The sequence below is a fragment of the Curtobacterium sp. 9128 genome (assembly GCF_007673775.1).
Taxonomy (GTDB): domain Bacteria; phylum Actinomycetota; class Actinomycetes; order Actinomycetales; family Microbacteriaceae; genus Curtobacterium.
The window spans coordinates 197,529-217,709 of the sequence record NZ_VEAF01000006.1 but is presented as its reverse complement, the minus strand read 5'-3'; the positions used below and the strand labels follow the sequence as shown (position 1 = coordinate 217,709).

Here is a 20,181-nt window from a genome sequence, read left to right as displayed (position 1 = left end):
CGTCGCCGGACTCGTCGTGCTGCCCGTCGTGATGCTGGCACCCCGGTGGGCGACGCTCGCGACGGGGGTCGTGCTCACCGTCGTCGCGTACGGGGTGGCCGGCGGCGGACTCGCGGCCACCCCGGGCCTGATGCTGCTCGGCGCCGGTCTCGCGGCGTACGGGGCCCGCCGCACTCGGAGCAGCGGGGCGCGGCGTCGCGGCGGTGTTCGCCGTGGCGACGACCGCGAGCGTCCCCCTGCTCTGGGCACAGCTCGCGGAGGGCAGCGGCGACCCGCGGTTCTCGGTGGTCGGAGGGATCGCCGGTATCGTCATGGCGGTGGCCTACACGACCGGACTCGCACTGCTCTGGCGGACCCCGCTGCGGTCGGCGCTCGCCGCGTTCGCCGAACCGCTCGGCCGCATGGCGCTCACGAACTACGTCGTCGCGGCCGTCGTGTTCGCCGTGCTCGGCGCCGCGGTCGACTTCGTGTCGGCCACCGCGGTCTGGCCCGTCGTGCTGATCGGCGCCGTGCTCATCGTGCTGCAGTCGATCGGGAGCGCCGCCTGGCTCCGCCGCTTCGCCTACGGGCCCGTCGAGTGGCTGTGGCGGACCGCGACATGGCTGCGACCGGCGCCGTGGCGCCGGCGATGACCGCGTCGGTCCTGCCCTACCTCGTCGCGGCCGGGTTCTTCGCGCTCTACGCCGTCGGCCGTGTCCGCGACCCCCGAATGCTCCGGAACGGGGTGTTCCTGACCATCGCGGCCTTCCTGGCGGTCACGACGACGGCGGGGATGCTCGCAAGGACCGTCCCCGGTGCCGCCGTCGTCCTCGGCGCCGTCGTGGCGCTCCTCCCGCTCGCCGTCCTGGTGCTCGGCGTGGCCCTGATCGCGAACGGCGTGCTCATGCTCCGGCGGGAGGGTCGCTCGCTCGGCAACCTCCTGTCGCTCGTTGCGGGCGTGGTCGTCCTCGCGCTCCCGGTGGCGCTCGTCCTCGGGTACGCGTGGCTCTCCAGCGTCCGCGAACGCCCGGTGTGGCTCCTCGTCCTCGCCAGCGTCGGGTTCCTGGCCGTCCTGCTCTCGCTCTACGTCGCCGGCACGTTCGTCGCCTTCGCGCTGTACTCGGTCGTGTACGCCCGGATGCGGCGCACCGACCATCCCGCAGCGGTCGTCGTGCTCGGCTCCGGACTCGTCCACGGCGACGTCCCGCCGCTCCTGCGCAGCCGACTCGACCGCGCGCTCGCGGTGTACCGGTCCGCCCCGGCCGGACGCCGACCGCTGCTCGTGCCGTCCGGCGGGCAGGGCCGCGACGAGCCGCGGTCCGAGGGCACCGCGATGGCCGAGTACCTCGTCGCGCAGGGCGTCCCCGCCGAGGACGTCGTCCCCGAGACCGCGTCGCGGAACACCCGGCAGAACCTCGAGTACTCGATGGCGCTGCTCACCGAGCGGGGTCGGGCGGAGCGGGTGCTCGTCGCGACGAACGAGTACCACGTGCTCCGCGCGGCCGTGCTCGCGCGGCAGGTCGGACTCGACGCCCAGGTGGTCGGTGCCCGGACGGCCCGGTACTACGTGCCGAGTGCGTTCATCCGCGAGTACGTCGCCGTCGTGCTCGAGTACCGCTGGCTGAACGCCCTCGCGTGCGTGCCGCTCGTGGTCCTCGCCGCGTACGCCCTGTGGTCGGGACTGTCGGGACCAGCGGGCTGACCCGTCAGACCGTTTCGCGCGAGACCAGGCGGGAGAGCACGATCGCACTCCGTGTGTGGTCCACCTGGGGAGCCAGCCGGACTCGGTCGAGTGCCTCCTCGAGCGCCGGGAGGTCGCGCGAGCGCATGTGCACGACGGCGTCCGCGCTGCCCGTGACCGTGCCGGCGTCGACGACCTCGGGCACGGAGTCGAGGAGCGTGCGGAGCTCGTCGGGGGAGACGGTCCCGCGGCAGTACAGCTCGACCCACGCCTCGGTGCCACGGTCCTCGACCGCGGGGTCGACCTTGATCGTGAAGCCGCGGATGACGCCGTCGGCGACGAGGCGGTCGACGCGACGCTTCACGGCCGAGGCGGAGAGCCCGACGACCGATCCGATGTCGCCGTAGCCGGCGCGGGCGTTGTCCCGGAGTTGATCCAGGATGCGGTGGTCGAGCGAATCCATCAAGTCCATCGTACGCGGAGTTCTTGCGAGGACGCCGGGCTGGACGCACGAAACGTGCGCGCGTTCGCAGCTTCGGCGTCCGCACCGATCCCTAGACTGATCCCGGGCGTCGACCTGGTCCGCCCCGGTACACGACGAGTGAGCCTGCATCTCGTCGGATCTCCCCGGAAGCGTGGTTCCTGGCAGGCTCGGGCCCGAAGTCCCTCAGGAGGACTCCAGTGTCGAACCCCGCACCCTCGAGCACCACGAACCCGGACCGCACCACGAACCCGACCCGCACGGCGACGAAGCGCACGATCCTCATGTGCAAGCCGGACTTCTACACGGTGAGCTACCGGATCAACCCCTGGATGCACCCGGAGGACCCGACCGACACGTCGAAGGCCGTCGCCCAGTGGCAGGACCTGTACGACGTGTACGAGGGCCTCGGGTTCGAGATCCACCTCATCGACCCGATCGACGGACTCCCCGACATGGTCTACGCGGCGAACGGCGGCTTCGTCCTCGACGGCATCGCGTACGGCGCGAAGTTCCAGTACCCGGAGCGGCAGCCCGAGGGACCGGCGTACATGGACTGGTTCCGGCAGGCCGGGCTCGAGGTCGCCGAGCCCGTCGAGACGAACGAGGGCGAGGGGGACTTCCTGCTCGTCGGCGACGTCATCCTCGCCGGCACCGGGTTCCGGTCGGACAGCTCCTCGCACGAGGAGATCGCCCGCGTGTACGGCCGTGACGTGATCACGCTCAAGCTCATCAACCCGAGCTTCTACCACCTCGACACCGCCATCGCCGTGCTCGACCCCGAGCCCGACGCGTCCGGCCGCTCGAACATCGCGTACCTCGAGTCGGCGTTCGACGAGCCCTCGCTGGCGATCCTCCGCGAGCGCTTCCCCGACGCGATCATCGCCACCGAGGAGGACGCCGCGATCCTCGGGCTGAACTCCTACTCCGACGGGTACAACGTCGTGATCGCCTCCCGCGCCACCACGTTCGCGGAGCAGCTCCGGGCGAAGGGCTACAACCCGATCGGCGTGGACCTGTCCGAGCTCCTCCTCGGCGGCGGCGGCGTCAAGTGCTGCACGCTCGACCTGCACCCGGTCGGCACCGGGACCTCGGTGGCGCGGTCCTGATGCGCACCGCGCCCGGCACGGCGACGGCGGCGGCGCTCGCCGTCGAGGACCGTGCCCTCGCCCACAACTACAGCCCGCTGCCGGTCGTCATCGCCTCCGGTGACGGCGCCTGGGTGACCGACGTCGACGGCAAGCGCTACCTGGACGGCCTGGCCGCGTACTCCGCCGTGAACTTCGGCCACGGGAACCCCCGGCTGCTCGACGCGGCACGTCGGCAGCTCGACCGCGTCACGCTCACCAGCCGCGCGTTCGTGAACGACCAGCTCGGGCCCTTCGCGGCGTCGCTCGCGGCGCTCACCGGGACGGAGCTGGTCCTCCCGATGAACACCGGCGCCGAGGCCGTCGAGTCCGCGATCAAGGTGTCCCGCGCCTGGGGCTACCGCGTCAAGGGCGTCCCGGCCGACCGCGCGACGATCGTCGTCGCGAGCGGCAACTTCCACGGCCGGACGACGACGATTATCTCGTTCTCGGACGACCCCGACGCCCGCAACGACTTCGGCCCGTACACGCCCGGGTTCCGCACGGTGCCGTACGGCGACGCGTCGGCGCTCCGCGAGGCCATGGACGAGACCGTCGTCGCCGTGCTGCTCGAGCCGATCCAGGGCGAGGGCGGCGTCGTGATCCCCCCGGAGTCCTACCTGCCGGCCGTGCGTGAGATCTGCGACGAGTTCGGCGCGCTGTTCATCGCCGACGAGATCCAGTCGGGTCTCGGGCGCACGGGGCACACCCTCGCCGTCTCGCGGGTCGGCGTGCGGCCTGACCTCGTGACGCTCGGCAAGGCACTCGGTGGCGGCATCGTCCCGGTGTCCGCCGTCGTCGGCTCCCGCGCAGTGCTCGGGGTGCTCCGCCCGGGTGAACACGGCTCGACGTTCGGCGGCAACCCGCTCGCCGCCGCCGTCGGCTCCGAGGTCGTCGCGATGCTCGACGAGGGCACGTTCCAGCAGCGCGCGCTCGACGGCGAACCGGTCCTGCGCGGATTGCTCGACGACCTCGTCGGACACGGCGTCGTGGCGCACCGTGTCGCCGGGCTCTGGGCTGGGATCGACATCGACCCGGCGATCGGCACCGGCAAGGAGATCGCGCACGACCTCGCCGACCGCGGCGTGCTCGTCAAGGACACGCACGGATCGACGATCCGCTTCGCGCCGCCGCTCGTCGTCACCGACGACGAGGTCGCCATGGCGATCGGGGCCCTGGGCGACGTGCTCCGCGACCGCAGCTGACCCGCCGGGCCCGAGCCGAGCCTCCAGTCCGGACCGCGTTCCGGACACAGCATCGCGAAGTCTCGCGGTGTGGTGTCCGGAACGCGGTTCTCCGCGCCCGCTTCAGACCGCCCAGCGCTCCGCGAGCTCGTCCATCAGCGCGTCGAGCCGCTCGTCGACCACCTGCTCCTCCGGGTGCGCCTCGTACCAGGCGATGACCTCGCGCACCCCCTGTCGGTAGGGGATCGCCGGGCGGTACCACGGCACGAGCGCGCGGATCTTGCTGTTGTCGAACACCGAGCTGTTCGCCTTGTCGCCGAGCAGGGACGCACCCCAGTCGGCGTCCACCGCGGCGATCGCGTCCGCCGGCACGTGCACGATCCGGAGGTCCTCCACACCCGCAGCAGCCGCGATCTCGTGCGCGATCGCGTTCCAGGTCGGCGCCTCGTCGCTCGTGATGGTGTAGGCCTCGCCGATCGCCTCCGCCCGGTCGAGCAGCCCCGTGAACCCGACCGCGAAGTCCCGGCTGTGCGTCAGCGTCCAGAGGCTCGACCCGTCGCCGGTGATGATCACCGGCTTGCCGGCGCGCATGCGGGCGACGGCCGTCCACCCTCCCGACAGCGGCAGCTTCGTCTCGTCGTAGGTGTGCGACGGCCGGACGATCGTCACCGGGAAGTCCTGCTCGCGGTACGCCTGCATGAGCAGGTCCTCGCAGGCGATCTTGTCCCGCGAGTACTGCCAGAACGGGTTCTTCAGCGGCGTCGACTCCGTGATCGGCAGGTGCGTCGCCGGGGTCTGGTACGCCGAGGCCGAGCTGATGAAGACGTACTGCCGGGTGCGTCCGGCGAAGAAGTCGATGTCCGCCTGCACCTGGTCCGGCGTGAAGGCGATCCAGTTCACCACGGTGTCGAAGTGGCGGTCGCCGAGTGCGTCCGCCAGCGCGCTGCGGTCCGACACGTCGGCCTGGAGGCGCTCCACACCGTCCGGCAGCGGCCTCCCTCCGGTGGTCCCACGGTTCAGGACCGTGACGGCGATCCCCTGTCGGGTCGCCTCCGCCACACACGCGGCGCTGATGACGCCACTGCCGCCGATGAACAAGACACGCGCTCCGTTGCTGGTCATGGTCCCCACGAAACCACGTTGCGGACGTGGCACCGCGCAGTTTCGGGGTTCGGTGTCCGGAGTGCGGTGTCGATCCCGCTACCATCGACCACGAAGACCCCGGAACGATCACTGGCGCACGCCACATCGCCGGGGTTTCGTCTTGTCCAGCACGGGTCTGATACATCAGCGTACCGGTGGCCTGATCGGGCAGCTGGCGAGGGGGACTACCGTCACGAACCGAGCCGCATCGACGCGGCCACGACAGGAGTGACACGCACATGGAGTACCGCTACCTCGGCAACTCGGGCCTCAAGGTCTCCGAGATCACCTACGGCAACTGGCTGACCCACGCCTCTCAGGTCGAGAACGACGCGGCGATCGCCTGCGTCCGGGCAGCGCTCGACGTCGGCATCTCGACGTTCGACACCGCTGACGTCTACGCGAACACCGGCGCCGAGACCGTCCTCGGCGAAGCGCTCAAGGGCGAGCGGCGGCAGTCGCTCGAGATCGCGACGAAGGTCTTCGGGCCGACCGGTCCGAAGGGCCACAACGACACCGGGCTGTCGCGCAAGCACATCCTCGAGTCCATCGACGGGTCGCTCGGTCGTCTGCAGACCGACTACGTCGACCTGTACCAGGCGCACCGGTACGACCACGAGACGCCGCTCGAGGAGACCATGCAGGCCTTCGCCGACGTCGTGCGCGCGGGCAAGGTCCTGTACGTCGGCGTCTCCGAGTGGACCGCCGACCAGCTCCGCGACGGCGCAGCACTGGCGAAGGAGCTCGGCTTCCAGCTCATCTCGAACCAGCCGCAGTACTCGGCGCTGTGGCGGGTCATCGAGGGCGAGGTCGTCCCCACCTCGAAGGAACTCGGCATCTCGCAGATCGTCTGGTCGCCCATCGCCCAGGGCGTGCTCACCGGCAAGTACCAGCCCGGTCAGCCGCTGCCCGAGGGGTCGCGTGCGACCGACGACAAGGGCGGCGCGGACATGATCAAGCGCTTCATGAACGACGAGGTACTCACCGCCGTCCAGCGGCTGCAGCCCATCGCGAAGGAGCTCGATCTGTCCATGGCGCAGCTCGCCGTGGCGTGGGTGCTGCAGAACGACAACGTCGCCAGCGCGATCATCGGGGCGTCGCGACCGGAGCAGGTGCACGACAACGCCGGCGCCGCGGGCGTCACCATCCCGGCCGAGTTGCTGTCACAGATCGACGACGCCCTCGGCGCTGTCGTGGAGCGCGACCCGGCGAAGACGAACGACAGCAGCCCGAAGACCCGGGAGGCCTGAGCCGGGGGCGGCCGCGGCCGCCCCGCAACGCAAAAAGGCCCCTCACTCTCGTGAGGGGCCTTTCACCGTGGCTGGACACGGCATCGATCCGTGGACCTTTCGATTTTCAGTCGAACGCTCTACCAACTGAGCTATCCAGCCGTGGCGACCCTGACGGGACTTGAACCCGCGACCTCCGCCGTGACAGGGCGGCACGCTAACCAACTGCGCTACAGGGCCATGTTGTGTTGTGACTTGCTGTGGTGGTGCTCTGTCCTGCTGTGCTTGCTCACTCCGGAGAGTGACCCCAACGGGATTCGAACCCGTGCTGCCGCCGTGAAAGGGCGGTGTCCTAGGCCACTAAACGATAGGGCCGCAAGCAGTGCATCGCGCTACCGATGGACAAGCATACGGATGCCCCGCCCCGATGACAAATCGAGGCCCGGCGAGCGTGTCCCCTCGGCGTGTCGCGGTGTCCGCGGACCCGCTCGCACCTTCACTCATGGTGGAGCGATGTGCTCCGATTCTGCGCCGTCGATGGTCGAGTGGGACCATCGTCGTCGGTCCGCGTCCCTCGTCTGAGGGGTGGAGTGGGCCGGCACCTGTTGTTACTGTTGCGTCTGTTAACAGTGTTACGTGCGTGAGCCTTGCCGCGCTGTTACGAAATCGAGACACATGTCGACCTCATCCCCGCACTTCCTCAGCCACCGTCGCCGCCTCGTCGCGGCCGCGGTCGCCGTCGTGCTCACCGCCGGTGCCCTCGCTGCCGTAGCGCCCGTCGACCGGGCGTCGGCGGCGAGCTACCCGAGCTGGAGTGACGTCCAGGCGGCGAAGGCCTCGCAGGCTGCCCAGCAGGAGAAGGTCACCGAGATCAAGGGCCTGATCGCGGACCTCACGGCGCAGGCGGCCGAGAAGCAGAAGTCGGCCGAGGCTGCCGGCACGGCGTACCAGACGGCGCAGACGAAGTACGACGCGGCGGCACTCCAGCAGCAGACCCTGCAGGGTCAGGCGGACGACGCGGAGAAGACCGCCGCGGCGTCGGAGCAGCAGGCCGGTCAGCTCGCCGCGCAGCTCGGTCGTGCCAGCGCGAACAACGTCACGACGGACCTCCTGACGCACCCGTCCGGTTCGCAGGACTACCTCTACGAGCTCGGCGCGATGTCGAAGCTGACGGAGCAGGCCGACGGCATCTACTCCCAGGCGACGCAGGACCGCGGGACCGCGCAGGCCCTGGCGGACAAGGCGGACGTCGCGAAGAAGGCACTCGGCGCCCTCGCCGACGAGGCCCAGCAGAAGATGCAGGCCGCCCAGGAGGCTGCCGACGCGGCCGACAAGGCGGTCGACGCCCAGAACGACAACCAGACGCGACTCGAGGCACAGCTCACCCTGCTGACCACGAACGCCACCGACGTCGAGGCCCAGTACGAGAAGGGCGTCGCGGAGGAGAAGGCACGGCAGGCGGCCCTCGCGAAGGCCCGCGCCGAGGCGGCAGCACAGGCCGCGGCAGCGCAGCAGGCACAGGCGCGCAGCCAGGGCGCCGGGAGCGGCAGCAGCGGCCCCGGCGGCGGCTCGCCGAACTCCTCCGGATGGGTCCGTCCCAGCGCGGGCTACCAGACGAGTGCCTACGGCTACCGCATCGACCCGTACACGCACGCGCACGCGCTGCATGCGGGTGTCGACCTCGCGCCGGCCTGCTACTCCCCGATCTACGCGGCCCACGACGGCACCGTGACCTTCGCGGGCAACGGCGGGGGCTACGGCAACGAGGTCGTGCTCGACAACGGTGGTGGCATCTCCACCGCCTACGGGCACATCGTGAACGGCGGGATCATGGTCGCGCGCGGCCAGCACGTCTCCGCCGGGCAGCAGATCGCCCAGGTCGGTTCCACCGGCTGGTCGACCGGGTGCCACCTCCACTTCGAGACCCGGGTGGGCGGCGCCGCCGTCGACCCGGTCCCCTTCATGGCAGCGCGGGGGATCTCGGTATGACCGTGTGCGCGCCCGAGAGGCCCTGACACCCCATGAAGAAGCCTGCACGTTCCCTCGCCTGTGGGATCGCCACCGTCTCGTTGCTCGGCATCGGGCTCTCGGTGACGATCTCCGGACCGGCGGAAGCCGCACCGAGTGCCCCGTCGTGGGCCGACGTGCAGGCGGCGAAGGCCGACCAGGCCGCGACGCAGCAGACGGTCGACGAGCTCGCCTCGCGCCTGTCCTCGCTGCAGGACTCCGCGGACCAGGCGGGCATCGTCGTGCAGGAGGCCGGGCAGAAGTACTCGCTGGCCGCGTCCGAGCAGCAGGAGGCGCAGTCGACGCTCGACGACCTCAACGCCCAGGCGAAGCGGGCGAAGGCCAAGGCGGACGCCTCCGCCGGTCAGGTCGCCGCCCTCGTCGTCGAGCTCTCCCGCTCGGGAGGCGGTGACCTCTCCACGAGCATGCTCGTCGACGCCTCCAGCGCGAAGGACCTGCTCTACCAGGTCGGCACGATGTCCCACCTGTCCGAGCGGTCGGCGACGGTGCTCGCCCAGGCGCAGGCCGACCAGAAGACCGTCGACTCGCTCGCCGCGCAGAAGTCGGACGCGACGAAGGCGCTCGCCAAGGCCACCGACGCGACGAAGTCGGCGCTCGACGCCGCCAACGCCACCGCGGCGTCGGCGAACGCGCAGCTCGACGACGCGCAGAGCCAGCAGAACCAGGTGCTCGAGCAGCTCGCGTTCCTCAAGAACTCCACCGTCGCTGCCGAGAGCGCGTACTACACCGACCAGCGCGCGCAGCAGGCGGAGATCCAGCTCGCGGCCCAGGCGACGAAGGACGCCGCTGCGGGTGCTCCCGCACAGACGTCCTCGAACCAGGGCGGCGGATCGGCTGCCGGCGGCTCCACCGCACCGAGCGGCAACACCGGCGGCACCGGCACCGGCACCGCGCCGAGCTCCGGCGGTGGCAACACCGGCGGCAACACCGGCGGCGGCTCGAGCAGCAACAACCCCGCTCCCGCTCCCGCACCCGCGCCTGCCCCGGCGAAGCCGAGCACGCCGACCCCCGCGAAGCCGAGCACCCCGGCGCCCGCCCCGGCCCCGGCGCCCGCCCCGTCCTCGCCGTCGAAGGCCGCTGGCGCCATCGCCTACGCCCGGGCCCAGCTCGGCAAGGCCTACGTCCTCGGCGGTGCCGGCCCGAACACCTGGGACTGCTCCGGCCTCGTGATGATGGCCTACAGCTCGCAGGGCATCTCCACGGGCGGCCACAACGTCGTCTGGCAGTACAACTACTTCGCCTCGATCGGCCGCCTGGTCCCGCTGTCCCAACGCCAGCCGGGCGACATCCTGTTCTACTCGAGCAACGGGTCCGCGAGCGGCGGCTACCACGACTCGATCTACACGGGCGGTGGCCGCATGGTCGAGGCCGCCCGCCCCGGCGTCGGCGTCGTCGAGCGCGCGATCTGGACCCCGAGCCAGCTGCTGCCCTACGTGGCGCGGCCCAGCGGCTCGCTGTAACTGCTCCCGGAAACGACGAATGCGCACGCGGGAGCGTGCGCATTCGTCGTCACGGGGTGCGGCGGCCCGACGAGGGCGGCGGGAGCTGCCCGGAGGCCGGGGCGCAGCGCCCCGACGGGGGCGGCCGGAGCCGCCCCGGAGGCCTCAGTGCGAGCCGGGGACGTACGCGGCCTGGCCGGCCGTGACGATGGCCTCGGCCTCGGCGGCGTCGCCCCAGCCCTCGGCCTTGACCCACTTGTTCGGCTCGAGGTCCTTGTAGCGCTCGAAGAAGTGCGCGATCTCGGCCTTCGTCTGCTCGTCGACGTCCGCGATGTCCTGGATGTGCGCCCAGCGCGGGTCCTTCGCGGGGACCACGAGGACCTTCGCGTCGTTGCCGGCCTCGTCGCTCATCTTGAAGACGCCGACCGGGCGGACCTTGACGCCGACGCCCGGGAAGGTGGGGTACTCGAGCAGCAGGAGCGCGTCCACGGGGTCGCCGTCGTCCGCGAGGGTCTTCTCGAAGAAGCCGTAGTCCGTCGGGTAGACGAAGGAGGTGAACAGCACGCGGTCGAGGTACACGCGACCCGTCTCGTGGTCCACCTCGTACTTGTTGCGGCTGCCCTTGGGGATCTCGACGACGACGTCGTACGCTGCCATGTCTGCACTCCTGGTGTGTCGTTGGGGCTGTCGGAGGTTCCGAGAGCGCGGCTAACGTTACCGGGTGATCTCTCCGCGTCCCCGGCTGGACCCCGCGGTCGCCGACACCCGTCGCGCGGTCCGCACGCTCCTCACGCAGGCCCGCGAGGCATCGGTCCTGCACGACGGCGACCTGGTCCTCGTCGCCCTCAGCGGCGGCCCCGACTCCCTGGCACTCGCGGCGGCCACCGCGTTCGAGGCGCCGAAGCAGGACCTCCGCGCCGGCGCGGTGGTCGTCGACCACGCGCTCCAGGCGGGCTCCGAGGCGGTGGCGAGCCGAGCCTCCCGGCAGGCCGCCGAGCTGGGACTCGACCCGGTGACGGTCCGCAGGGTCACGGTCGGCTCCGCGGGCGGTCCGGAGGGCGCCGCACGGGAGGCTCGGCATGCGGCGATCGCCGAGGTCGCGGCCGACACGGGGTCGCCGCTCGTGGTGTTCGGGCACAGCCTGGACGACCAGGCCGAGACCGTGCTGCTCGGCCTGCTGCGCGGCAGCGGTCCGGACAGCCTGTCCGGAATGGCGCCGCTCGCGGTGCGCGCGTCCGGGCCGGCCTACGGCCGCCCCCTGCTGGGGCTCCGGCGTCACGTGATGCGACAGGCGTGCGCCGCGGCGGGGATCGCGCCGTGGCACGACCCGCAGAACGAGGACCCCGCCTACACCCGGGTGCGGGTCCGGACCTCGCTGATGCCCACGCTCGAACGCGAGCTCGGCGCCGACGTCGCCGAGTCGCTGGCGCGGACGGCCGACCAGCTCCGCGAGGACTCCGCGGCGCTCGACCACTTCGCCGAGGAGATGGCCGAGGACCTCGCCGAGCACTCCGAGGCCGGCATCGCCCTCTCCGTCCGGCAGCTCGAGGCGAACCCGCCGGCGCTCCGGCAGCGGCTCGTGCGGCTCGCCGTCGCGAGCGAGTTCGGCGTGACGCTGACCCGCGTGCAGACCCTCGAGGTCTGCCGACTCGTGACCGACTGGCGCGGGCAGGGGCCGATCGACCTGCCGGGCGTCCGGGCGTCCCGGGAGGGCGACCGCCTGTCGTTCGCGGCGCATTAGGCTGGAGCGGTGGAACTCTCCGACGTGCAGGACGACCTCTCCGAAGTGCTCTTCACCCCCGAGCAGATCGACGACAAGATCGCCGAACTCGCCGCCGCGGTCGACCGGGACTACGGCGACAAGGACCCGCTGCTCGTCGGCGTGCTGAAGGGCGCGGTCATGGTGATGGCCGACTTCTCCCGCCACCTGACCCTCCAGGCGAAGATGGACTGGATGGCGGTGTCGTCGTACGGCTCCGGCACGAAGTCGTCCGGTGTCGTGCGGATCCTCAAGGACCTCGACACCGACCTGCACGGCCGCGACGTCATCATCGTCGAGGACATCATCGACTCCGGCCTGACGCTGTCCTGGCTCAAGCAGAACCTGGCGTCCCGCGGTGCTGCGAGCGTCGAGATCGTCGCCCTGCTGCGCAAGCCCGAGGCGGCCAAGGTCGAGGTGGACGTCAAGTACGTCGGCTTCGACATCCCCGACGCCTTCGTGGTCGGCTTCGGCCTGGACTACGACGAGCGCTACCGCAACCTGCGCGGCATCGGCGTCCTCGCGCCGCACGTCTACTCCTGACGCCGGGCCCGCTGTCCACGGGCGGAACGTGGAGTTCGCCCGCAGAGGACACCCATTCTCGCCACAGAATCGCCGCCGTATGCTGATCAGCACGCAACTTCGGCAGAGAAAGGTGTCGGGTCTCGGGACCCGGGTCACATGAACTTCAAGCGCATCCTCCGCGGGCCGTACATCTACCTGCTCATCGCCCTCGTGGGGATCTGGATCGGCTGGGCGTTCATCTCCCAGTCCGGCACCCAGCAGATCGACACCCAGAAGGGCCTCGAGCAGCTCTCCGACGGCAAGGTCTCGTCCGCCGTGGTCAACTCGACCGACCAGCGCGTCGACCTCGTCCTCAAGGACGGCGGCGCCACCGAGCAGTTCTACTACTCGACGCCGCGTGGCACCGAGGTCGTCGAGGCCGTCGCCAAGGCCGACCTGCCCAAGGGCTACAACGACACCGTCCAGCAGTCGAACTGGTTCTTCACGCTCATCCTGACGCTGCTGCCGTTCCTGCTCATCGGTGGTCTGTTCTGGTTCCTGCTCTCGAGCGCCCAGAGCGGCGGCTCGAAGGTCATGCAGTTCGGCAAGTCCCGGGCGAAGATGAACAACAAGGAGAACCCGCAGGTCTCCTTCGCGGACGTCGCCGGGTCGGACGAGGCGATCGAGGAGCTCCACGAGATCAAGGAGTTCCTCAAGGAGCCGGCCAAGTTCCAGGCCGTCGGCGCGAAGATCCCGAAGGGCGTGCTGCTCTACGGCCCTCCCGGAACCGGCAAGACCCTGCTCGCACGTGCCGTCGCCGGCGAGGCTGGTGTGCCGTTCTACTCGATCTCCGGTTCGGACTTCGTCGAGATGTTCGTCGGTGTCGGCGCGAGCCGCGTCCGTGACCTCTTCGAGCAGGCCAAGGCGAACTCCCCGGCCATCGTCTTCATCGACGAGATCGACGCCGTTGGCCGGCACCGCGGCGCCGGCATCGGCGGTGGCAACGACGAGCGCGAGCAGACGCTGAACCAGCTCCTCGTCGAGATGGACGGGTTCGACGGCAAGACGAACGTCATCCTCATCGCCGCGACGAACCGCCCCGACGTGCTCGACCCCGCGCTCCTGCGTCCGGGCCGCTTCGACCGCCAGATCGGTGTCGACGCCCCCGGCCTGCAGGGCCGCAAGCAGATCCTCGAGGTGCACGCGAAGGGCAAGCCGCTCGCCGCGAGCGTCGACCTGGAGCTCCTCGCCCGCAAGACGCCCGGGTTCACCGGCGCCGACCTGGCGAACGTCCTGAACGAGGCCGCGCTGCTGACGGCCCGCTCGAACGCGCAGCTCATCGACAACCGTGCCCTCGACGAGGCGGTCGACCGCGTGATGGCCGGCCCGCAGCGCCGCACCCGCATCATGAGCGACCAGGAGCGCCTGATCACGGCGTACCACGAGGGTGGTCACGCGCTCGCAGCGGCGGCCATGCGGCACACCGACCCGGTGACGAAGATCACGATCCTGCCCCGCGGCCGTGCCCTCGGGTACACGATGGTGCTCCCGCTCGAGGACAAGTACTCGGTCACCCGGAACGAGCTCCTCGATCAGCTGACGTACGCCATGGGCGGCCGCGTCGCCGAGGAGATCGTCTTCCACGACCCGACCACGGGTGCGTCGAACGACATCGAGAAGGCGACGGGCACCGCACGCAAGATGGTCACCGAGTACGGCATGAGCCGTGCCGTCGGTTCCGTCAAGCTCGGCTCCGGCTCGACCGAACCGTTCGTCGGACGCGACATGAGCGGCGGCACCGGCCGCGACTACTCGGAGAACATCGCCGAGACCGTCGACGCCGAGACCCGTGCCCTGCTCGAGGCCGCGCACGACGAGGCCTACCGCGTGATCAACGACAACCGCGACATCCTCGACCGCCTGGCGGGTGAGCTCCTCGAGAAGGAGACGCTGGACGCTCCCGAGCTCCTCGAGATCTTCAAGGATGTCCGGAAGCTCCCGGAGCGCCCGCAGTGGCTCTCGAGCGACAAGCGTCCGGTGAGCGACCTGCCGGCGATCAACGTCCCCGGCAAGGCCGCGAACACCGCCGCGGAGCCGACCGACGAGCCGTCGAAGACCCGTCGTCACCGTCCGTTCGGCAACCCGGGTATCGCGCCCGCGTAGCCCGCTATGTCCGACCTGCCGACGCGACGCACGCGCCGACGAGCCGCGATCGACCTCCGAGCACCGGAACCGGTGCCGGAGGTCGTCGCGCGCCGTCCGCGTGACCGCTCCACCCCGGCGTCCGAGCGGACGCGCGTGATGGGCATCCTCAACGTCACGCCGGACTCCTTCTCGGACGGCGGCCTCCACCTCGGCATCGACGCCGCGCTCACCCACGCGCGGGACCTCGTGGCGACCGGAGCCGACATCGTCGACGTCGGCGGCGAGTCCACGCGTCCCGGCGCCGAGCGCGTGCCGGTCGCCGTCGAGCAGGAGCGCGTGCTGCCCGTCGTGCGCCAGCTCGTCGCCGAGGGCATTGCGGTGAGCGTCGACACGATGAACGCCGCCACCGCCGAGCGCGCGGTGGAGCTCGGCGCCGCCATCGTCAACGACGTCTCCGGGGGCCTCGCGGACCCGGACATGGCCCGCGTGGTGGCGTCCACGGGCACCGGCTTCGTGGTGATGCACTGGCGTGGCCACAGCGACCGGATGTACCGCGACGCCGTGTACGAGCACGCGGTGGACGAGGTCCGGCGCGAGGTCGAGATGCGCGTCGCCGAGCTCATCGTGCTCGGTGTCCGCCAGGAGCAGGTCGTCATCGACCCCGGGCTCGGCTTCGCCAAGCAGGGCGTGCAGAACTGGGAGATCCTGGCCGGGTACGAGCGCTTCGCGTCGATCGGCCTGCCCGTGCTCGTCGCGGCGTCGCGCAAGCGGTTCCTCGACGGTGTCGGCAGCCCGGCCGGTGCGCCACCGGCGGAGCGCGACCTGGCGACGGCAGCGATCAGCCTCCTCGCCGCCGAGCGCGGGGCCTGGGGCGTCCGCGTGCACGACCCCGCACCGACCCGTGCGGTGCTCGACGTCTGGGAAGCCTGGAGGGCAGCTCGATCGTGAACGACACCATCCGTCTGACCGGGGTCCGCGCCCGCGGGCACCACGGGGTCTTCGACCACGAACGCGCCGACGGGCAGGACTTCGTCGTCGACGTCGCCGTCGAGGTGGACGCCCGTGCCGCCGCCGGCACCGACGACCTCGACCGCACCGTGCACTACGGGGTGCTCGCCGAGCAGGTCGTCGCCGAGATCGAACGCGACCCGGTGGACCTCATCGAGACCCTCGCCGAGCGCATCGCCGCCGCGGTGCTGGCCTTCCCGGCCGCGCTCGCGACGGAGGTCACGGTGCACAAGCCGCAGGCGCCGATCACGGTGCCCTTCAGCGACGTCTCGATCACGATCCGGCGTGCGCTGGCCGACAGGCCGACGGACCGGCAGCCGGGGGCGGCGTGATCCGCGCCGTCGTCGCCCTCGGCGCCAACCTCGGCGACCGGGGGAGCACGCTCCGCGCCGCGGCCGCCGAGATCGCGGCGCTCCCGGATGTCGAGCCGGTGTCGTCGAGCCACGAGGTGGAGTCGGTCGCGCTGACGGTCGACGGCCTCGACACGGACAAGCCCCGCTACCGGAACGCCGTCGTCGTGGTCGACACCGCGCTGACCCCCGAGCAGCTCCTCGACGCCCTGCACCGCGTGGAGGACGCCCACGGCCGTACCCGCGAGGTCCGCTGGGGCGACCGCACGCTCGACCTCGACGTCGTGGCCCTCACGGACGCCGACGGCACGCACGTGCTGGTCGACACCGCCACCCTCACCGTGCCGCACCCCCGCGCCCACGAGCGGGCCTTCGTGCTCGCGCCCTGGCTCGACGCGGACCCGGACGCCACGCTGCCGGGAGTCGGACGCGTCGCCGACCTGCTGACCGCACTCGGCGACGACACCGAGCGCGTCGACGAGCCGCGCCTGTTCGACGGGCCGACCCGTGCCTCCAGGCCGTCCCCCACCTCGTCGACCGGAAGGACCCCGTGAAGCCGACCCGCGCCTCCACCCTGATCAGCGTCGCCGTCGTGGCGGCGGTCGGCGGGTTCGCCCTCGACGCCGCACTGGCGTCACGGCAGTCCCCGACGCTCATCCTCGGCGCCCCGCTCGGCCTCACCCTGGCGTTCATCGGCATCGCCCTCGTGGTGATGGCCGTCCCGGTCCGCCGGCACGTCAAGGGGAAGGCCGACCGCCGCGTCGACCCGCTCTACGCGACCCGGGTCGTGGTGCTCGCGAAGGCGTCGAGCATCATCGGGGCGCTCCTCGGCGGCTTCGCACTCGGGCTCATCGTGTACCTCCTGACCCGTTCGGTGGTGCCTTCGCTAGGCTCGACCCTGCCGAACGCCGTGGCGGTCGGAGGCGGGATCGTGCTCACCGTGTGTGCACTCGTCGCCGAGCGCATGTGCATCGTCCCGCCGGACGACGATCGTGACGACCAGCAGGGCGGCACCACGGCGAACTGAGACACCAGGAGGGGCCCAGATGCCGCGCGAACGACTCGACGAGCCGGGTCTCGGTCTGACCGGCGTCACGTGGACCCGGGTGTCCGCCAAGCTCGTGTGGACGGAGCTCGTGCAGACCGTCCTCGCCGGTGTCGTCGTGACCGCGGGGTGCGTGCTCATCGGCGTCGTCACCGGTGGCTTCGGGCAGGTCGCCGGGATCGTCTGGACCCTGGTCGGCATCGCGGTCGGCATCGCCACGCTCATCACCGCGGTCCTCACGCCCCGTCGGGTCCGCGCCATCGGGTACGCCCTCCGCGAGGACGACTTCGTCCTCCGCCGGGGCCTGATGTGGCAGCGCTTCACGGCGGTGCCGTACGGCCGTCTGCAGCTCGTCGACGTCGCACGCGGGCCCCTCGACCGGGCGCTCGGCATGAGCGAGCTGAAGTTCGTCACCGCAGCGGCGTCGACGAACGTCCGCGTCCCCGGCATCCCCGCCGAGGACGCCGACGACCTCCGTGACCGGCTCGTCGAACTCGCCGAGTCCCGTCGCGCCGGGCTGTAGGGGGACCGGTGACGTTCCGACCAGCTCCACCGCCCCCGGCACCGCCGCGTCGCGGGAACGCCGCCGCGGCAGCGCCCCTCACCGACGGCGAGTGGCACCGCCTGCACCCGCTCACGCCGCTGCTCCGCGGTGGGCTCTTCCTCATCCTGGTGCTCGGCTTCGTGCTGAACAACCTCCGCGACACCGTCGTGAACATGTTCATCCCCGGCGCGGACGGTCCCGCGGAGGAGGGCGACCCGGTCCGCTACGTGTACGAGCACGGCGCCGTCGGGTGGGTGCTGCTCGGCATCGCGGGGTTCGTGGTCGTGCTGATCGGCCTGTTCTACGTCTCCTGGCGCATGCACGAGTTCCGGGTCACGGGCGAGATCGTCGAGGTGCGCTCCGGCGTGGTCTTCCGGAACCACCGCAAGGCCCGGCTCGACCGGATCCAGGGCATCAACGTGACCCGGCCCCTCGTGCCGCGGATCTTCGGCACCGCCCGACTCGAGATCGCGCAGTCCGGCAACGACGCCAACGTGCAGCTCGCGTACCTCGGGGCGAAGGCCGCTGACGACCTCCGGCAGCGCATCCTCGTGCTCGCGTCCGGCGCGCAGGACGACGATGGCGGGCCGGGCGAGCGGCGGAGCGCGGGGCTCGTCGCCGACCGGGTGAACGAGTTCTTCTCCCCGGAGCTCGACGAGTCGGCCGTGCACGCGACCCGGGTGGTCCGCGTGCAGCCAGGACGCCTCATCGCGTCGATGCTGCTGTCCAGCACGACGGTCGTCCTCGTCGTCGTCATCGTCGCGATCATCATGAGCATCGCCCTCACCGGGCAGTACTTCCTGCTCGTCACGCTGTTCCCGGCCGTGGTCGGCGCCGGCGGCTACTACGTCCGGAAGTTCTCGCGGTCGCTGCAGTACACGATCGCCGACACCCGGGACGGCATCCGGATCGGGTTCGGGCTCGTCTCGACGACGAACGAGACCCTCCCACCCGGGCGCATCCACGCCGTGAGCGTCGCGCAGCCGCTGCTCTGGCGGCCGTTCGGCTGGTGGGACGTGCGCATCAACCGGGCCACGAACGCGGGCAACGGGGCGTCGAACAACCAGCAGGCGTCGTCGATCGTGCTGCCCGTCGGCACCGCCGCCGACGTCCGGCAGGTGCTCGAGATCATCCTGCCGACGCTCGTCGGGTCCGCGGTCGTCGGGCCGGCCGCCTCGATGGACCGGATGCGCCAGGGTTCCGCCGAGGCCGTGAGCGTCGTCGACGACAGCCTCACCACGACGGGCGACCAGGGCGGCTTCACGCACTCGCCGCGTCGGGGCCGGTGGCTGCGACCGCTCTCCGCCCGGCGCAACGGGTTCCGGTTCGTGCAGGGTGCCGTCCTGCTCCGCCTCGGTGCCGTCTGGCGCTCGCTCGTCGTGGTGCCGCTGCCGCGGGTGCAGAGCGTCAAGGTGTCGCAGGGGCCGCTCGAGCGGGTGCTGCGGCTCGCGTCGGTGCACGTGCAGACCGTCTCGGGTCCGGTGAACGCCACCGTCGGAGCGATCGACGCGCGGGACGCGCAGGGGCTGTGGGCCGAGGCCGCCCGGTTGGCCGTCGAGGCGGCGGCGACCGACACGTCGCACCGGTGGCGGTCGGGGTCCGGTGCCCCCTGGGCCGGTACCCCCTCGGGACCTGCCGGTTCCCCCTGGGCCGGTACCCCCTCGCGACCGACGGACGCGCGCCCGACCGAGCAGGTGTCGTGGACGCGCGCACCCGGCGGGCGTGACGCTCCCGGGGCGGGCCGCGCCGAGCCTCCCGTCGGGTGGCGCGCCGTGCCGCCGGTCGGAGCGGTGCGATGAGGGCCGGGCGACTCGGCGTCGGGATCGTCGGCGCCGGACGCGTCGGACCGGTCCTCGGCGCGGCCCTGGCGAACGCCGAACACGCGATCGTCGGGATCACCGCCGTGTCCGCGTCGAGCGTCGACCGGGCCGAGGCGCTGCTGCCCGGCGTCCCCGTCCTCGAGACACCCGCGCTCGTGGAGCGCAGCGAACTCGTGGTGCTCGCGGTGCCGGACGACCAGCTCGCCGACCTCGTGCAGGGGCTCGCCGACGCCGGGATCTGGCAGCCCGGGCAGCTCGTCGTGCACACGAGCCCCGACCACGGCGTCGAGGTCCTCCGTCCGGCGCTCGCCGCTGGCGCGATCCCGCTCGCGATCCACCCCGCGATGGCCTTCACCGGGACGAGCGTCGACCTCGCGCGGCTCCGCGACGCGTACTGCGCCGTCACCGCACCGTCGCCGGTGCTCCCCATCGCCCAGGCGCTCGTCGTCGAGATGGGGGCGGAACCGTTCGTCGTCACCGAGCAGGACCGGCCCGCGTACGCCGACGCCGTGCGCGCCGCCGTCAGCTTCTCGACCGCGATCGTGGACCAGTCCGCCGGGACGCTCTCCGGCATCGGCGTGGAGCACCCCGGCCGCGTGCTCGGGGCGCTCGTGCGGTCCGCCGTCGACAACGCGCTCGCCGCCGCCGACGGGCAGTCGACGCTGTGACGACGTCGGGCATCCGGATCACGACCGTGCCGGCGAAGATCGGGTAC

Annotated in this window: 20 protein-coding genes and 3 tRNA genes; 17 read left to right on the top strand and 6 right to left on the bottom strand. The window is 71.6% G+C overall.

Features of this window, described 5'->3' with window-relative positions; translation table 11 throughout:
* The first annotated feature begins 212 nt into the window (after positions 1–212).
* Together FS641_RS14530 and FS641_RS14525 are read left to right on the top strand one after the other, a co-directional pair.
* Complete coding sequence (locus FS641_RS14530) at positions 213–632, top strand: DUF418 domain-containing protein (protein WP_186317780.1); 420 nt, start codon at positions 213–215, stop codon at positions 630–632.
* Positions 599–1,681 carry a YdcF family protein gene (locus FS641_RS14525; protein WP_260855847.1) on the top strand — a complete coding sequence of 361 codons (1,083 nt, stop codon included), beginning with the start codon at positions 599–601 and terminating at the stop codon, positions 1,679–1,681. The genes FS641_RS14530 and FS641_RS14525 overlap by 34 nt, the downstream gene beginning before the upstream one ends.
* Before the next feature lie 4 nt (positions 1,682–1,685).
* On the opposite strand, the gene FS641_RS14520 is transcribed toward FS641_RS14525, so the two are convergent.
* A complete protein-coding gene (locus tag FS641_RS14520; RefSeq protein WP_144765031.1) occupies positions 1,686–2,123 on the bottom strand; it encodes an Lrp/AsnC family transcriptional regulator in 438 nt (145 codons plus the stop codon).
* A 218-nt stretch (positions 2,124–2,341) separates the two neighbouring features.
* On the opposite strand from FS641_RS14520, the gene ddaH reads away from it, so the two are divergent.
* Entirely contained in the window at positions 2,342–3,250 is a 909-nt protein-coding gene (ddaH, locus tag FS641_RS14515) for a dimethylargininase (protein WP_222122110.1), read from the top strand.
* Positions 3,250–4,473: an ornithine--oxo-acid transaminase gene (gene rocD, locus FS641_RS14510; protein WP_144765029.1), complete on the top strand. Its 1,224-nt coding sequence runs from the start codon at positions 3,250–3,252 to the stop codon at positions 4,471–4,473. The genes ddaH and rocD overlap by 1 nt, the downstream gene beginning before the upstream one ends.
* A 102-nt stretch (positions 4,474–4,575) precedes the next feature.
* Here rocD and FS641_RS14505 read toward each other — a convergent pair whose 3' ends face one another.
* Positions 4,576–5,574, bottom strand: a complete 999-nt coding sequence (locus FS641_RS14505; RefSeq protein ID WP_144765027.1) for an NAD-dependent epimerase/dehydratase family protein — start codon at positions 5,572–5,574, stop codon at positions 4,576–4,578.
* A gap of 260 nt (positions 5,575–5,834) precedes the next feature.
* On the opposite strand from FS641_RS14505, the gene FS641_RS14500 reads away from it, so the two are divergent.
* On the top strand, positions 5,835–6,845 hold the full coding sequence (locus FS641_RS14500) for an aldo/keto reductase family protein (RefSeq protein WP_144765025.1): 1,011 nt from the start codon (positions 5,835–5,837) through the stop codon (positions 6,843–6,845).
* Positions 6,846–6,913: 68 nt separating this feature from the next.
* Here the strand turns inward: FS641_RS14500 and FS641_RS14495 are convergent.
* The 3 genes from FS641_RS14495 to FS641_RS14485 all read right to left on the bottom strand — a co-directional run bounded on the left by FS641_RS14495 (position 6,914) and on the right by FS641_RS14485 (position 7,199).
* A tRNA-Phe gene (locus FS641_RS14495) sits at positions 6,914–6,986 on the bottom strand.
* A gap of 1 nt (position 6,987) precedes the next feature.
* Positions 6,988–7,064: transfer RNA gene (locus FS641_RS14490), tRNA-Asp, on the bottom strand.
* A 62-nt stretch (positions 7,065–7,126) separates the two neighbouring features.
* Positions 7,127–7,199: transfer RNA gene (locus FS641_RS14485), tRNA-Glu, on the bottom strand.
* 300 nt (positions 7,200–7,499) lie between these two features.
* Between FS641_RS14485 and FS641_RS14480 the strand changes: the two genes are divergently transcribed.
* On the top strand, positions 7,500–8,813 hold the full coding sequence (locus FS641_RS14480) for a peptidoglycan DD-metalloendopeptidase family protein (RefSeq protein WP_144765023.1): 1,314 nt from the start codon (positions 7,500–7,502) through the stop codon (positions 8,811–8,813).
* 32 nt (positions 8,814–8,845) lie between these two features.
* Positions 8,846–10,312: an NlpC/P60 family protein gene (locus tag FS641_RS14475; protein ID WP_144765022.1), complete on the top strand. Its 1,467-nt coding sequence runs from the start codon at positions 8,846–8,848 to the stop codon at positions 10,310–10,312.
* Between the two features lie 144 nt (positions 10,313–10,456).
* Here FS641_RS14475 and FS641_RS14470 read toward each other — a convergent pair whose 3' ends face one another.
* Positions 10,457–10,948 (bottom strand): inorganic diphosphatase, encoded by a 492-nt coding sequence (locus tag FS641_RS14470; protein WP_144765020.1) that lies wholly within the window; start codon positions 10,946–10,948, stop codon positions 10,457–10,459.
* Between the two features lie 64 nt (positions 10,949–11,012).
* Between FS641_RS14470 and tilS the strand changes: the two genes are divergently transcribed.
* The 10 genes from tilS (at position 11,013) to FS641_RS14420 (ending at position 20,134) form a co-directional block, all read left to right on the top strand.
* Positions 11,013–12,032: a tRNA lysidine(34) synthetase TilS gene (gene tilS, locus FS641_RS14465; protein WP_144765018.1), complete on the top strand. Its 1,020-nt coding sequence runs from the start codon at positions 11,013–11,015 to the stop codon at positions 12,030–12,032.
* 9 nt (positions 12,033–12,041) lie between these two features.
* Positions 12,042–12,593, top strand: a complete 552-nt coding sequence (gene hpt, locus FS641_RS14460; protein WP_144765016.1) for a hypoxanthine phosphoribosyltransferase — start codon at positions 12,042–12,044, stop codon at positions 12,591–12,593.
* Positions 12,594–12,731: 138 nt separating this feature from the next.
* The gene (gene ftsH / locus FS641_RS14455; protein WP_144765014.1) at positions 12,732–14,717 is read left to right on the top strand and encodes an ATP-dependent zinc metalloprotease FtsH; all 1,986 of its coding nucleotides are present in this window, start codon (positions 12,732–12,734) and stop codon (positions 14,715–14,717) included.
* Positions 14,718–14,723: 6 nt separating this feature from the next.
* Positions 14,724–15,647 carry a dihydropteroate synthase gene (gene folP, locus FS641_RS14450; protein ID WP_144765012.1) on the top strand — a complete coding sequence of 308 codons (924 nt, stop codon included), beginning with the start codon at positions 14,724–14,726 and terminating at the stop codon, positions 15,645–15,647.
* Complete coding sequence (gene folB / locus FS641_RS14445) at positions 15,644–16,039, top strand: dihydroneopterin aldolase (protein ID WP_144765010.1); 396 nt, start codon at positions 15,644–15,646, stop codon at positions 16,037–16,039. The genes folP and folB overlap by 4 nt, the downstream gene beginning before the upstream one ends.
* Positions 16,036–16,611, top strand: coding sequence for a 2-amino-4-hydroxy-6-hydroxymethyldihydropteridine diphosphokinase (gene folK, locus FS641_RS14440; RefSeq protein ID WP_144765008.1), 576 nt, complete (start codon positions 16,036–16,038; stop codon positions 16,609–16,611). Before folB ends, folK begins: the two co-directional genes overlap by 4 nt.
* Positions 16,608–17,084: a DUF3180 domain-containing protein gene (locus FS641_RS14435; RefSeq protein ID WP_144765006.1), complete on the top strand. Its 477-nt coding sequence runs from the start codon at positions 16,608–16,610 to the stop codon at positions 17,082–17,084. The genes folK and FS641_RS14435 overlap by 4 nt, the downstream gene beginning before the upstream one ends.
* A 19-nt stretch (positions 17,085–17,103) precedes the next feature.
* Complete coding sequence (locus tag FS641_RS14430) at positions 17,104–17,625, top strand: PH domain-containing protein (RefSeq protein ID WP_144765004.1); 522 nt, start codon at positions 17,104–17,106, stop codon at positions 17,623–17,625.
* An 8-nt stretch (positions 17,626–17,633) separates the two neighbouring features.
* Entirely contained in the window at positions 17,634–19,445 is a 1,812-nt protein-coding gene (locus FS641_RS14425; protein ID WP_144765002.1) for a PH domain-containing protein, read from the top strand.
* Positions 19,442–20,134: a Rossmann-like and DUF2520 domain-containing protein gene (locus FS641_RS14420; RefSeq protein ID WP_144765000.1), complete on the top strand. Its 693-nt coding sequence runs from the start codon at positions 19,442–19,444 to the stop codon at positions 20,132–20,134. The genes FS641_RS14425 and FS641_RS14420 overlap by 4 nt, the downstream gene beginning before the upstream one ends.
* Positions 20,135–20,181 lie beyond the last annotated feature (47 nt).